Consider the following 14,217-nt stretch of genomic DNA (forward strand, 5'->3'; position numbering starts at 1 on the left):
CTGTAAATCTGCCGTCATCGACTTCGAAGGTTCGAATCCTTCCCCCACCACCATCATCTCAAAGCCAATCCAGTGATGTATTTCAAACGATGTGTCATGCATAGCAACAGACGATCACATTGGAGGCAACCGACGCTTCACCGGTGAACTTTTCACGATCGACGTATTACACTGAGCATGTTCCGCCAGACCATCAAGCAACGCATCCAGTTGCTCAATCGACCGCACGACCAGCCTGATAACAAAGCAGTCTTCACCGGTGACTTTATCGCTCTCAATACATTCCGGCATGGCCTGAATGTACTTATCTACCTTTTGCAGCAACCCCGGTAAAGGACGAACCCGCACCAGCGCCTGCAACGTATACCCCAACGCCGTCAGATTGACGCGCGCGCCATACCCTTCAACCACCCCGCGCTCTTCCAGTCTTTTCAGACGCTCTGCTGTACTGGGAGATGTCAGTCCAACACGTCCGCTGAGTACCTTTAGCGACATGCGCGCATCCTCAACCAGACAGGCCAGGATTTGGCGATCGATATCATCGAGAAGGTTTTCCATCGTTTTTACCTAATTTAAAAAAGTCATCACTGTCTTTCACCTTATATCAGCCATGTTATTCCCGACAGCGGTATTCGACAATATCGTCATTAATCAGGAGGTGAATAATGGGTGATGTGCAAAAAGGCGTCTGGCAGATGAGCCTGGCAATGTTAATTTCCGGCTCGATTGGCGCGTTTGTTCTGCTTTCCGGCCTGCCGGTGACGGAAGTGGTTTTCTGGCGATGCCTGATCGGGGCGATGGCCCTTTTTATTTTCATCCGAATAAGTCGAAAACCATTTAGTCCGCTCACCCGTGTCACGCTACTGCTGGCAATTCTGGGCGGTGTTGCGTTAGTGGTGAACTGGTTGCTGCTGTTCGCGGCTTATGAACATATTTCAATCGGCCTTTCTACCGTGGTCTATAACACTCAGCCGTTTATGCTGGTGTTGACGGGGATGTTTTTAGGAGAACGCGTGAGCCTGGTGAAATGGGGTTGGCTCGTTCTCGCCTTTGGCGGCGTGGTCATCCTGCTCTCCAGTGAGCTGAATGGCGCACAGGGCGAAGGCTGGCTCGCAGGAATCGGTCTGGCGATGGGAGCCGCTTTCTTCTACGCACTGACAGCCATAATCGCCCGCAGACTGAAATCAGTTGCGCCCCAGCATATCGCCTTTATTCAGGTACTGACCGGCGTGGTCATGCTGTTGCCCTTCGCCCACCAGCCGGCATTATCAGCTGATTTCCCATGGCCGATTTTACTGACGTTAGGTGTCGTCCACACCGGGATCATGTATCAGTTGCTGTATAGCGCGATCCAGAAGCTCCCGACGCCCGTTACCGGTTCTCTGTCTTTTATCTATCCCGTGGTGGCCATAATTGTCGATAACGTGGTGTTCGGACACTCGCTGAATATCACGCAACTGGCAGGGGGTGCATTGATACTGTTTGCGGCGGCAGGTAATAACCTGGGCTGGGGCGAGAAAAAACCCCGCGAGTGCGGGGTTAGGATCAAATCAGCAAATTAGCGACGGGCGCGAACAATCTGATATTTGCGCGTCAGATACTCCACCGGTGCGCTCCAGATATGCACCAGACGAGAGAACGGGAACAGCACAAACAGCGTCATCCCGAGCACCAGGTGCACGCGGAAGATAAACGCCACACCGTCAAGGTGCTCAGACGCACCACCGTGGAAAGTCACCACAGACTGCGCCCAGCCGACCAGCTTCATCATTTCGCTGCCATCCATATGCTGAGCCGAGAACGGAATGGTCAGCAGACCCAGCGCACACTGCACCATCAGCAGGGACAAAATCAGAATGTCCGCGCCGGTGGTAGTCGCGCGAACGCGCGGGCTGAACAGACGGCGTTTGAGCAGCAGTAAACCGCCCACCAGCGTCATCACGCCGCAGGCACCGCCGGCAATCATCGCCATTTTCTGCTTCACCTCAATCGGCAGGAATGACTCATACATCCAGTGCGGCGTCAGCATTCCGAGGAAGTGACCCGCAAAAATCCCCAGGATCCCGATGTGGAACAGGTTAGAAGCCAGGTTCATCCCTTTGCGATCGAGCATCTGGCTGGAGGCAGCACGCCAGGTGTACTGGCCGTAGTCATAACGCAGCCAGCTTCCCACCAGGAACACGGTGCCCGCGATATACGGGTAAATGTCAAAGAAGAACATATTCAGGAAGTGCATTATTGCTGTCCTCCGTTAGAGATATTCAAATATTGCGGGGCAACGGCTCCGGCAAAACGACGTTGGTGAGCAGAGATTTCAGACTCACCGCAGTTCTGGTCAGCCATGAATTTCACCTGCTCTTCCTCCCAGACCGCATCCAGCGCCTGTGGCGTATCATCGCGGGCTTCATCGGCGATCTTCTCCGCAACTTTTTCACTGTCGACCGATGCGTTGGCGAGTTTCACCAGCAGGTCGAACAGCACCGCGTAACGGCTCTCGCGCTGCTGAAGTCGTGCGCCGAGCAACGCCAGGATCGGCGCGATGTCCTGCAGCCCCCCCAGCGCCTCCTCTTTAGGCAACTGCGCCAGATACTCAAGGTAGAGCGGCAGGTGGTCCGGCAGCTCGCGGCTGTCGAGCTGCAGGCCGTGTTGCTCGTACTGTCCCATCAGGTCAACCATCGCCTGACCGCGGTCACGTGACTCACCGTGAACATGTTCGAACAGCAGCAGCGACGTCGCGCGTCCGCGGTCAAACAGCTGGCTGTAATCCGCCTGCGCATCCAGTAAATTGCGTGCTAACAGGTCCCTGAGGAAAACGGCCAGTGTCTGGGCATCCTCTTTCTCAAGATTTTCAGATGACGCGAGTGCATCAAAGAGCTCCTGCTGATGCTGCGCAAGCGCATCATCCGGGTACTCGAGCAGACGCGAAACAATGACAAGTTCAATCATTGGTGCGGCTCCGTTTTGCTCGTCACATCCAGGGCATCGATGCGGCGGCTGTTGAAGAGATTGAATTTCGTGTCTGAACCGTGGCATCCATCGCCAAAGGTAAAGCCACAGCCATTTTTCTCCGGGAAGGCTTCGCGAGCCAGTTCTCGGTGGCTGCTCGGCACCACGAAACGGTCTTCGTAATTGGCAATCGCCAGGTAACGGTACATCTCCTGCGCCTGGGCTTCGGTCAGACCTACCGCTTCCAGTGCACGGGTATCGTTAACACCGTCAACGGTTTCAGCGCGTTTGAAGTGGCGCATCGCCAGCATACGTTTCAGCGCCAGCAGGACCGGCTGGGTATCCCCTGCGGTTAACAGGTTTGCCAGATACTGAACCGGGATACGCAGGCTTTCCACGTCTGGCAGAATGCCGTTGCTGCCCAGCTCACCCGCATCCGCAGCAGACTGGATCGGAGACAGCGGCGGCACGTACCAGACCATCGGCAGCGTGCGGTATTCCGGATGCAGCGGCAGCGCCAGCTTCCAGTCCATCGCCATTTTGTACACCGGAGACTGCTGCGCCGCGTCAATCACGCTCTGCGGAATGCCGTCTTTCAGCGCCTGCTCAATCACTTTCGGATCGTTAGGATCAAGGAAAACGTCCAGCTGACGCTGATAGAGATCTTTCTCGTTCTCGGTGCTGGCTGCATTTTCAATCGCGTCCGCGTCGTACAGCAGCACGCCGAGGTAACGAATACGGCCCACGCAGCTCTCAGAGCAGACGGTTGGCATACCGGCTTCAATACGCGGATAGCAGAAGATGCACTTCTCAGACTTGCCGCTCTTCCAGTTGAAGTAGATTTTTTTGTACGGGCAACCGGTAATACACATACGCCAGCCGCGGCACTTGTCCTGGTCGATCAGCACAATGCCATCTTCTTCACGCTTATAGATGGCTCCGCTCGGACAGGTCGCCACGCACGCCGGGTTAAGGCAGTGCTCGCACAGACGCGGCAGATACATCATGAAGGTGTTTTCGAACTGGCCGTACATCGCCTTCTGCATGTTCTCGAAGTTCTGGTCTTTGGCGCGTTTTTCGAACTCGCCGCCCAGAATCTCTTCCCAGTTTGGACCGCTGGTGATCTTATCCATACGCTGTCCGGTAATGAGCGAGCGTGGACGTGCGATCGGCTGATGTTTGCTTTCCGGCGCGTTGTGCAGGTTCTGGTAGTCGTAATCAAACGGCTCGTAGTAATCATCGATGCCCGGCAGATGCGGGTTGGCGAAGATTTTACCAAGCAGCATCGCACGGTTACCCATGCGCGGCTGCAGTTTACCGTTGATTTTACGGATCCAGCCGCCCTTCCATTTCTCCTGGTTTTCCCAGTCGGTTGGGAAGCCTGTGCCGGGTTTACTTTCCACGTTATTGAACCACGCGTACTCCATCCCTTCGCGGCTGGTCCAGACGTTTTTACAGGTGACTGAGCAGGTATGACAGCCGATGCATTTATCCAGATTCAGCACCATGCCGACTTGTGAACGAATTTTCATTTTACGCTCTCCTGTACCTGGTCATTACCTTCGCCGTCTAACCAGTTAATATTCTTCATCTTACGTACCACCACGAACTCATCGCGGTTAGATCCTACCGTGCCGTAGTAGTTAAAGCCGTAGGCCAGCTGCGCATAGCCGCCGATCATGTGCGTCGGTTTTGGCGTAATACGGGTCACGGAGTTGTGAATGCCGCCGCGCTGCTCGGTGATTTCAGAACCCGGCAGGTTAACGATACGTTCCTGCGCGTGGTACATCATGGTCATCCCGGCCGGGACACGCTGGCTGACAACCGCACGCGCCGTCAGCGCACCGTTGCTGTTGAACACTTCGATCCAGTCGTTATCTTCAATGCCCAGATCTTTGGCGTCCGTCTCGCTCATCCACACAATCGGGCCACCGCGGGACAACGTCAGCATCAGCAGGTTGTCGCTGTAGGTGGAGTGAATGCCCCACTTCTGGTGTGGCGTCAGGAAGTTCAGCGCCTTCTCCGGGTTACCGTTCGATTTCGTACCCATTACCGCTTTCACGGAGCGGGTATCGATTGGCGGACGATAAACCAGCAGGCTCTCACCGAAGTCGCGCATCCACTGGTGATCCTGATACAGGGACTGACGACCGGACAGGGTACGCCATGGGATCAGTTCGTGAACGTTGGTGTAGCCAGCGTTGTAGGAGACGTGTTCATCTTCCAGGCCAGACCAGGTCGGGCTGGAGATAATTTTGCGCGGCTGAGCCTGAATATCGCGGAAGCGGATCTTCTCTTCCTCTTTATTCGTCGCCAGATGGGTATGATCGCGACCGGTAAACTCACTCAGTGCCGCCCATGCTTTCACCGCCACGTGACCGTTGGTTTCCGGTGCCAGAGTCAGGATCATTTCTGCAGCATCAATGGCCGTGTTCAGCATTGGCTGGCCTTTGGCCGGGCCGTCTGCTTTGGTGTAATTGAGCTTACGCAGCAGGTCCATTTCGCTCTGGGTATTCCACGCAATCCCTTTACCCCCGTTACCGATTTTTTCCATCAGCGGGCCGATAGAGGTAAAGCGTTCGTACGTTGCCGGGTAGTCACGTTCAACGGGAATAATGTGCGGCGCAGTCACACCCGGGATCAGGTCGCACTCGCCTTTTTTCCAGTCCTTCACGTCCAGCGGCTGCGCCAGTTCGGCTGCAGAGTCGTGCTGAATCGGCAGGGTCACCACATCGGTCTCTTTGCCCAGATGTCCTACGCACACTTCGGAGAATTTCTTCGCGATATCTTTGTAGATATCCCAGTCGCTTTTGGATTCCCACGCCGGGTCAACGGCGGCAGACAGCGGATGAATAAACGGATGCATATCCGAGGTATTCATGTCGTCTTTTTCATACCAGGTGGCGGTTGGCAGCACGATATCGGAATACAGGCAGGTACTGGACAAACGGAAGTCCAGCGTCACCACCAGATCCAGCTTGCCGTCCAGACCGTTGTCTTTCCACTCCACTTCTTCTGGTTTCACGCCGCCCTGCTTGCCCAGATCTTTCCCCTGAATACCGTTTTCAGTACCCAGCAGATATTTCAGCATGTACTCGTGGCCTTTACCGGAGGAGCCCAGCAGGTTAGAGCGCCAGATAAACAGGTTACGCGGATGGTTTTTGCCGTTTTCAGGCTGCTCGGCCGCAAAGCGAATGGTGCCTTCTTTCAGTGCCTTGACGGTGTAATCCGCCGGGGTCATGCCCGCTTTCTTCGCCTCGTCGGCAATACGCAGCGGGTTAGTTCCTAACTGAGGTGCTGACGGCAGCCAGCCCATGCGTTCTGCGCGGACGTTGAAGTCGATCAGATGGCCGCTGTAGCGGGATTTATCCGCCATTGGCGACAGCAGTTCCTGGGCCGTTACCGTCTCATAGCGCCACTGGCTGGAGTGGTTGTAGAAGTAAGACGTACTGTTCATATGACGCGCCGGACGCTGCCAGTCGAGGGCAAACGCCAGTGGCTGCCAGCCCGTCTGCGGACGCAGTTTTTCCTGGCCCACATAGTGCGCCCAGCCGCCGCCGCTTTGACCCACACAACCGCAGAAGATCAGCATGTTGATCAGGCCACGATAGTTCATATCAAGGTGATACCAGTGGTTCAGACCAGCACCAACAATGATCATTGAACGGCCATGCGTCTTGTCAGCATTTTCAGCGAATTCACGGGCGATACGGGTGATGTGTCCACGCGGCACGCCGGTGATCTGCTCTGCCCAGGCCGGGGTATACGCTTTGATGTCGTCGTAGCTGGTTGCGCAGTTTTCATCATTCAGGCCGCGCTCCAGGCCGTAGTTGGCCAGCGTCAGGTCATACACGGTGGTCACCAGCGCCGTCGACCCATCCGCCAGCTGCAGACGTTTGACCGGCAGCTTATGCATCAGGATGTTCTGCAGCTCAACTTTGTTGAAATGCTCGGACCCTTCGCCGCCGAAGTACGGGAAGCCCACATCAGCAATTTCGTCCTGGCTACCCAGCATGCTCAGACGCAGTTCAGTCTCTTCACCGGTGGTACCGTTACGCTGCTCGAGGTTCCACTTGCCCTTCTCGCCCCAGCGGAAACCGATAGAGCCGTTGGGTGCCACCAGCTCGCCGTTATTGTTATAGGCGACCGTTTTCCACTCAGGATTGTTTTCCTGACCCAGCGCATCCACCAGATCGGCGGCACGCAGCGTGCGGCCCGCTGCATAATAGCCATCACGCTCTTCCAGCATGACCAGCATCGGCATGTCGGTATAACGACGGACATAGTCAGTAAAGTACTGGCTGGGTTTATCGAGGTGGAACTCACGCAGCATCACGTGGCCCATCGCCAGCGCCATCGCGGAGTCGGTACCCTGTTTAGGTGCCAGCCACAGGTCGCACAGCTTGGCAATTTCCGCATAGTCCGGGGTCACCGCAACGGTTTTGGTGCCTTTGTAACGCACTTCCGTGAAGAAGTGGGCATCCGGCGTACGGGTCTGTGGAACGTTAGAGCCCCAGGCAATAATGTAGCTGGAGTTGTACCAGTCAGCGGATTCCGGCACGTCGGTCTGCTCGCCCCAGGTCTGCGGAGAGGCTGGCGGCAGGTCGCAGTACCAGTCGTAGAAGCTCAGACAGGTTCCGCCGATAAGCGACAGATAACGAGCCCCGGAGGCGTAAGAGACCATCGACATCGCCGGGATAGGCGAGAAGCCTGCGACGCGGTCCGGTCCGTAGGTTTTGACGGTATAAACGTTTGAAGCGGCAATCAGTTCGTTGACCTCTTTCCAGGAAGAACGAACAAAGCCACCGCGACCGCGCGCCTGCTTAAAGCTTTTTGCTTTGTCGGCATCTTCGATAATGGATGCCCAGGCATCAACCGGATCGCTGTGCAGCACTTTCGCTTCACGCCACATTTTCATCAGGCGTTTGCGCATCAGAGGGTATTTCAGACGGTTGGCGCTGTACAGATACCAGGAGTAGCTTGCACCACGCGGGCAGCCACGAGGTTCGTGGTTTGGCATATCCGGACGGGTACGCGGATAGTCGGTCTGCTGCATTTCCCATGTCACCAGGCCGTTTTTAACGAAAATCTTCCAGCTACATGAGCCAGTGCAGTTCACGCCGTGGGTCGAACGGACGACTTTGTCATGCTGCCAGCGCTGACGGTAACCGTCTTCCCAGTCCCGGTTGGTCTCCAGAACCTGGCCGTGCCCATCGGCAAAAGTTTCACCCTTCTGTTTGAAGTAGCGAAACCGGTCCAAAAATTTGCTCATCGGGTATCTCCTGTGTGGAGCCTGTGGCTCTCTAAATCGACATTGCTGATTTGCAGCGAAGGTAACGCTCTGATAGATGGCGAGAATTGATAACGATCAATGCGGAGAGGGAGTTTCAGGTGGGGTATTAGATCGGATACCACCAAAGCGGTAGATTTTTAATTTTCATAAGCCATTAATTTATAATGATATTTATAATTTATCGTACAAAAAGGAGGGCTAAATTTAACATCTCAGGTATTAAGGGGTAGACCGCCCTGTAAAGCGATGGCGATCACAGTGTTACCCGCAGGCATTATTCCTCAAACGCCATCAGTATGTTGTAACTACTGTAGTAATAAAAAAACGCGGCCCGAAGGCCGCGCAAACGGATAATCACACTTACTTATTTTTCTTGGTATTACGGCCATATACCAGCCACGTAATCACTACGCAGGCGATATAGAAAACGAGGAAGACTTTCATTGCCCCTGCCGGAGAGCCGGTCAGGTCCAGAGAGATACCGAACGCTTTCGGAATAAAGAAGCCGCCAATTGCGCCGATGGCAGAGATAAAGCCCAGTGCAGCAGCCGTATCCGTCGCGGCTTCACGCATGGCCTGCTCTTCGCTTCCGCCCTGCGCTTTAACGCGATCCATCGTCAGTTTACGGAAGATAACGGAAATCATCTGGAAGGTCGATGCGCTACCCAGACCGGCCGTCAGGAACAGCACCATAAACACGCCGAAGAAGGCGGTAAAGTTGCCACCCTGGCCATTGGCGGGCAGCGTCAGGAACAGCAGCGCACAGAAAACAGCCATGATCACAAAGTTCACCAGCGTCACGCGTGTTCCGCCCAGACGGTCAGACACCATCCCGCCCAGTGAACGCGCCAGGGCACCGATGAACGGACCAAAGAAGGCAAACTGCAGGATCTGCACTTCCGGGAACTGTGTTTTGGACAGCATGGCAAAGCCTGCGGAGAAACCGATAAACGACCCGAAGGTTGCCAGATAAAGCAGCGCCATGACCCACAGGTGCCCGCGTTTCAGCACCGGCAACTGCTCGCTCAGCGAAGCCTTAGATGCCGACAGATCGTTCATAAAGAACCATGCCGCCAGGGTGAAGACCACCAGGAACGGAACCCAAATCCACGCCGCATTCTGCAGGTACAGGGAAGAACCATCCGCCTGCTCGACACCACCGCCACCAAAGGCTGCAAAAATGGAGACAGAGATTGCCAGCGGTGCAATTAACTGCATCACGCTTACGCCCATGTTTCCCAGACCGCCGTTAATACCCAGCGCACCGCCCTGCTTCGCTTTCGGGAAGAAGAAGCTGATGTTCGCCATACTGGAGGCGAAGTTAGCGCCAGCAAAACCGCACAGCAGGGAGATAATCACGAACACGCTGAAAGGCGTGGAGGTATCCTGCACCGCAAAACCCAGCCACACGCAAGGTACGATCATGATGCCCGTACTGAACGCCGTCCAGCGACGACCGCCAAACACCGGCACCATAAACGCGTAAGGGACGCGCAGCAGCGCACCGGACAGCGACGGTAACGCGGTCAGCATAAACAGCTGATCGGTCGTAAAGGTAAAACCCACTTTTGGCAGATTGACTGCCACTGCACTAAACAACATCCATACGCAAAACGCTAACAGCAAACACGGAACGGAAATCCACAGATTCCGGCTCGCTATACGATGGCCGCGCTGTTGCCAGAACGCCGGATCCTCTGGACGCCATTCAGTAATAACGGCACCATTTTCCCTTTCGGGAGCGGATGAGTGACTCATAGACACCTCTGATTCTCGAATGATGCTGCAAACATTAGGGTTTTAGGGCGGCGGTAAGTTGATATAAATCAAAGGAAAAGTGGGAGGTTTTACAGCGCGAAAAAAGCCCTTATCCTTAGTGAGTAGGCTATTTCAGTAAAAAAGACGTGGTTTTTCACGGCACTGAAGCGTCCCCGATACCGCCTCCTCCTGCCGCTTACTCCGCTGGCAATTTAGGGGTAATCCTTTATTGGTATGGGTATACTCCTGGGTATGCACCAGAATAGCGCCATTCCTGCAAGCAGGCCACGTCAGGAGCCCGGCAACTCTATGTTAAAAAGATGTTTATCTCCGCTAACACTGGTTAACCAGTTGGCACTGATCGTTATGCTGTCCACCGCCCTCGGTGTGACCGGTATGGCGATTTCTGGCTGGCTGGTACAGGGCGTACAGGGTAATGCGCATGCCATCAACGAGGCAGGCTCTCTACGCATGCAGAGTTATCGCCTGCTGGCGTCGGTACCGCTGACGGAAGACGATCAGCCTTTGATCGACGAAATGGAGCGTACCGCGTTCAGCCCGGAGCTGGAACGTGCCGCCATCCGTGACGGGCAGGAATCACAGCTTAAATCCCTGCAAAACTACTGGCACACCCAGCTTCAGCCTGGTCTGAAACAGGCACGCAATACTGAGACCGTAGCACGGGACGTCGCGGGCTTTGTGTCGCGCATTGACGCGCTGGTCTCCTCTTTCGATCAGACCACAGAATTGCGTATCGACCGGGTGCTGATGGTTCACCGTGCCATGGCGTTGTTTATGGGGCTGCTGCTGATTTTCACCATCCTCTGGCTGCGCGCCCGGCTGTTGAACCCCTGGAAACAGTTGCTGGCAATGGCCCGCGCGGTAACCGCACGCGATTTTACTCAGCGCACGCATATCAGCGGGCGGAATGAAATGGCGATGCTGGGCCAGGCGCTCAATACCATGTCCGAAGAACTCTCCGAAAGCTACGCCGTGCTGGAAAAACGCGTGCAGGAGAAAACGGCAGGGCTGGAGCAGAAAAACGAAATCCTCTCCTTCCTGTGGCAGGCCAATCGTCGTCTGCATATGCAGGTGCCGTTATGTGAACGCCTCTCGCCGGTGCTGAATGGCCTGCAAAATCTGACCTTGCTGCATGACCTGGAGCTGCGGGTCTACGATGTTGAAGATGAAGATAATCATCAGGAATTTACCTGTCAGTCCGACATGTCCTGCGATGACAAAGGCTGTCATCTTTGCCCGCGAGGCTTGCCGCCCCTCACCTCCGGCGGTACGACACTGAAGTGGCGACTGACGGACAGCCATACCCAGTACGGTATCCTGCTGGCCACGCTGCCCGCCGGGCGGCATCTGAGCCACGATCAGCAGCAGCTGGTCGATACGCTGGTCGAGCAGCTGACCGCTACGCTGGCGCTCGACCGCCATCAGGAAAAGCAACAGCAGCTGATCGTCATGGAAGAGCGTGCGACTATCGCGCGCGAACTGCATGACTCCATCGCCCAGTCGCTCTCCTGTATGAAAATGCAGGTCAGCTGTCTGCAGATGCAGGATGCGGAGATGCCGGAAAGCAACAAACAGCTGCTGAGCCAGATCCGCAACGAACTCAATACCTCATGGATTCAGCTTCGCGAGCTGTTGACCACCTTCCGCCTGCAGCTGACCGAGCCTGGCCTGCGCCCCGCGCTGGAGTCCAGCTGCCATGAATTTAGCGCCCGACTGGGGTTCCCGGTGAAGCTTGATTATCAGCTGCCGCCGCGGTTTGTCCCCTCCCATCAGGCGATTCATCTACTGCAGATCGCCCGTGAAGCCCTGAGCAACGTGCTCAAACACGCTGACGCGACGGCGGTCACCGTTACCGTCAGCCAGCACGATAATCAGGTCAGGCTCACGGTTCATGACAACGGCTGCGGCGTGCCGGAAAATGCCGAAAGAACTAACCATTATGGTTTAATTATCATGCGAGACCGCGCCCAAAGCCTGCGCGGTGATTGCCAGGTTCGCCGGCGAGAGACAGGTGGCACGGAAGTCGTGGTCACCTTTATTCCCGAAAAACCGCTCACAACTGCTCAAGGAGAAACCCATGACTAATCAGGAACCGGCATCCATCCTGTTGATCGACGACCATCCGATGCTGCGTACTGGCGTTAAACAGCTGGTCAGCATGGCACCCGATATCACCGTCGTTGGCGAAGCCAGCAATGGCGAACAGGGCATTGAGCTTGCCGAATCGCTTGATCCCGATCTGATCCTGCTCGATCTCAACATGCCGGGCATGAACGGTCTGGAAACGCTCGACAAGCTGCGGGAAAAATCGCTCTCCGGACGCGTAGTGGTCTTTAGCGTCTCGAATCATGAAGAGGATGTGGTGACGGCGCTCAAGCGTGGCGCGGACGGCTACCTGCTGAAAGATATGGAGCCGGAAGATCTGCTCAAGGCCCTGCAACAGGCCGCCGCGGGTGAGATGGTGCTGAGCGAAGCCTTAACGCCGGTGCTGGCCGCCAGCCTGCGGGCAAACCGCGCCACCTCGGATCGCGATGTCAGTCAGTTAACGCCGCGTGAGCGCGATATTCTGAAGCTGATTGCCCAGGGCCTGCCGAATAAAATGATTGCGCGTCGCCTGGATATCACCGAAAGCACGGTCAAAGTGCATGTGAAACATATGCTGAAGAAAATGAAGTTAAAATCGCGGGTTGAAGCCGCGGTATGGGTACACCAGGAACGTATTTTTTAAGCATTACTCATCCGGCAGCAGCTTCCAGCGCGGATCGTCGGCGGGTAATGCCACAAGCGGTTGCGCCACAGCCAGCGTGATCTCATTGGACGAGACGCGCTTGCCATCATTATCTTCTACCACCACCGAAAGCCGCCAGCGGTTGCTCGCGCCCTCACTGTCATCCCAGGCAGGCATAATCACGCTCCAGCCGTCTTCGCTGGTATTGTTGGCCGGCGATGTCAGACTCAGCGCCTGCGTATCTCCCTGCCAGTGCAACTGGCGAATCCCGTGCTTACTGCGGATCTGCAGCTTAAGCATCACGGTTTCGCCCCCTTTAAGATCCCACGGCGGTGTCGCCAGGTAGACGGACAACGTTTTGCTCTGGCGGAACTCCATCACCGGCAGGTTATCCCGCTCTGGCGAATCATAGCGACTGCCGCGCAGAGAACGGGTGGCGGCGACTTCACTGGCAGAAAGTTGCTTCACCAGCGGCACGCCAAAGCGGTAGTTGAGCTTGAGGCCAAGATTATTCTGGCTCACCCCACTCTCTCCTTGCTTATGCCCGGCGGTGAGGGTCACCAGCGGAACGGGGGTATAATTCAGCCCAAGATTGACCGCCACCGGGTTGTGATAACCGGTACCGCTGTTGAACAGGTCAACGTTATCACCAAAATATTGCTCAAAACTGACGCTGGTATTCAGGTGATGGAACCACGGCAACCACGCTTTAGCGGTCACGTCGTACCCCCGGGCCATACGTTGTTCCTGAATGTCGGAGCGATCGCGCCAGCCGGCAAAGGGCTGATAATAGTTCGCAGACAGACGCAGGTTCTCGCCCCACACTTCCGCACCTAACCCGGCACGCTGCAGGTTTTCATCCAGCAGGTTGTCGTAAAAGGTGTTGTAGCCGAGCAACCATTTTCCGGCAACCCAGCGCTGCCCAATGCCGGCATTGCTCACCAGACCGTCAGTCTGCTGCGTCAGGCCAAGCTGGCTCCAGCTCAGATAACGGTTGTTATCGTTCCACGGAATAAACCAGCTGCCGCTGCTGCCGTTAAATTTGCCGTCGTCATCCACCAGCAAGTTCACGCTGGCATTCCCCCACGGCGAAAGCCAGGATTCAATATGCTGGTTCACTTCGCCGCTCACCGCGTCACGCACCTTGCCAAAGGCAAACTGACGCGCCTGCTCGCCTGTCGTCAGGCCGTTATCGGTCATACTGGCTTCGCCAAACGCTTTCGCCATTTCTGCCAGATGTTTTTCGCCCTCGGTCGTGGGCGCCGCCATGCCGAGATCGGGCAGATTATCCCCGTTGTTATCAAAGGGGTTCTGTGCCTGTTGCACAAAGGAATTCGGCGCACCGTGAACGGCTCCGACCGGAATGAGGGGGAGTAAAGCAAGAAAACGAAGATGAGATGACACAGCCATTAACGTCGTAAGAAATACCCGATGCTTACGTGAGAACACCGGGTACCTTACCGTTATTCCT

At 55.7% G+C, this 14,217-nt stretch carries 10 protein-coding genes; 3 read left to right on the forward strand and 7 right to left on the reverse strand.

Annotation, left to right across the window (positions count from 1 at the left end; translation table 11 throughout):
- Positions 1–114: 114 nt before the first annotated feature.
- Positions 115–558 carry an Lrp/AsnC family transcriptional regulator gene (locus AAIR21_RS23040; RefSeq protein ID WP_183516271.1) on the reverse strand — a complete coding sequence of 148 codons (444 nt, stop codon included), beginning with the start codon at positions 556–558 and terminating at the stop codon, positions 115–117.
- Between the two features lie 107 nt (positions 559–665).
- On the opposite strand from AAIR21_RS23040, the gene AAIR21_RS23045 reads away from it, so the two are divergent.
- Entirely contained in the window at positions 666–1,562 is an 897-nt protein-coding gene (locus AAIR21_RS23045) for a DMT family transporter (RefSeq protein ID WP_183516270.1), read from the forward strand.
- Here AAIR21_RS23045 and narI read toward each other — a convergent pair.
- From narI to AAIR21_RS23070, 5 genes are all read right to left on the reverse strand, one after another.
- A complete protein-coding gene (narI, locus tag AAIR21_RS23050; RefSeq protein ID WP_014170469.1) occupies positions 1,559–2,236 on the reverse strand; it encodes a respiratory nitrate reductase subunit gamma in 678 nt (225 codons plus the stop codon). The genes AAIR21_RS23045 and narI overlap by 4 nt on opposite strands.
- Entirely contained in the window at positions 2,236–2,946 is a 711-nt protein-coding gene (narJ, locus tag AAIR21_RS23055) for a nitrate reductase molybdenum cofactor assembly chaperone (protein WP_020882364.1), read from the reverse strand. Before narJ ends, narI begins: the two co-directional genes overlap by 1 nt.
- A complete protein-coding gene (gene narH / locus AAIR21_RS23060) occupies positions 2,943–4,478 on the reverse strand; it encodes a nitrate reductase subunit beta (RefSeq protein ID WP_020882363.1) in 1,536 nt (511 codons plus the stop codon). Before narH ends, narJ begins: the two co-directional genes overlap by 4 nt.
- A complete protein-coding gene (locus AAIR21_RS23065; RefSeq protein ID WP_020882362.1) occupies positions 4,475–8,218 on the reverse strand; it encodes a nitrate reductase subunit alpha in 3,744 nt (1,247 codons plus the stop codon). The genes narH and AAIR21_RS23065 overlap by 4 nt, the downstream gene beginning before the upstream one ends.
- Positions 8,219–8,599: 381 nt before the next feature.
- Positions 8,600–9,997 carry a NarK family nitrate/nitrite MFS transporter gene (locus AAIR21_RS23070; protein WP_020882361.1) on the reverse strand — a complete coding sequence of 466 codons (1,398 nt, stop codon included), beginning with the start codon at positions 9,995–9,997 and terminating at the stop codon, positions 8,600–8,602.
- 309 nt (positions 9,998–10,306) lie between these two features.
- Between AAIR21_RS23070 and narX the strand changes: the two genes are divergently transcribed.
- Positions 10,307–12,103: a nitrate/nitrite two-component system sensor histidine kinase NarX gene (gene narX / locus AAIR21_RS23075; RefSeq protein WP_025203922.1), complete on the forward strand. Its 1,797-nt coding sequence runs from the start codon at positions 10,307–10,309 to the stop codon at positions 12,101–12,103.
- Positions 12,096–12,746, forward strand: coding sequence for a two-component system response regulator NarL (narL, locus tag AAIR21_RS23080; RefSeq protein ID WP_003856701.1), 651 nt, complete (start codon positions 12,096–12,098; stop codon positions 12,744–12,746). Before narX ends, narL begins: the two co-directional genes overlap by 8 nt.
- Positions 12,747–12,749: 3 nt before the next feature.
- Here narL and AAIR21_RS23085 read toward each other — a convergent pair whose 3' ends face one another.
- Positions 12,750–14,156, reverse strand: a complete 1,407-nt coding sequence (locus tag AAIR21_RS23085) for a YchO/YchP family invasin (RefSeq protein WP_183516269.1) — start codon at positions 14,154–14,156, stop codon at positions 12,750–12,752.
- Between the last annotated feature and the right edge of the window lie 61 nt (positions 14,157–14,217).

The organism is Enterobacter sp. PTB (assembly GCF_051130085.1).
Taxonomy (GTDB): domain Bacteria; phylum Pseudomonadota; class Gammaproteobacteria; order Enterobacterales; family Enterobacteriaceae; genus Enterobacter; species Enterobacter ludwigii.

Coding starts and splice junctions, on each gene's coding strand:
- narI (WP_014170469.1), bottom strand. CDS start 2,236: ATGCACTTCCTGAATATGTTCTTCTTTGACATTTACCCGTATATCGCG.
- narH (WP_020882363.1), bottom strand. CDS start 4,478: ATGAAAATTCGTTCACAAGTCGGCATGGTGCTGAATCTGGATAAATGC.
- AAIR21_RS23065 (WP_020882362.1), bottom strand. CDS start 8,218: ATGAGCAAATTTTTGGACCGGTTTCGCTACTTCAAACAGAAGGGTGAA.
- narL (WP_003856701.1), top strand. CDS start 12,096: ATGACTAATCAGGAACCGGCATCCATCCTGTTGATCGACGACCATCCG.
- AAIR21_RS23085 (WP_183516269.1), bottom strand. CDS start 14,156: ATGGCTGTGTCATCTCATCTTCGTTTTCTTGCTTTACTCCCCCTCATT.
- AAIR21_RS23070 (WP_020882361.1), bottom strand. CDS start 9,997: ATGAGTCACTCATCCGCTCCCGAAAGGGAAAATGGTGCCGTTATTACT.
- AAIR21_RS23040 (WP_183516271.1), bottom strand. CDS start 558: ATGGAAAACCTTCTCGATGATATCGATCGCCAAATCCTGGCCTGTCTG.
- AAIR21_RS23045 (WP_183516270.1), top strand. CDS start 666: ATGGGTGATGTGCAAAAAGGCGTCTGGCAGATGAGCCTGGCAATGTTA.
- narX (WP_025203922.1), top strand. CDS start 10,307: ATGTTAAAAAGATGTTTATCTCCGCTAACACTGGTTAACCAGTTGGCA.
- narJ (WP_020882364.1), bottom strand. CDS start 2,946: ATGATTGAACTTGTCATTGTTTCGCGTCTGCTCGAGTACCCGGATGAT.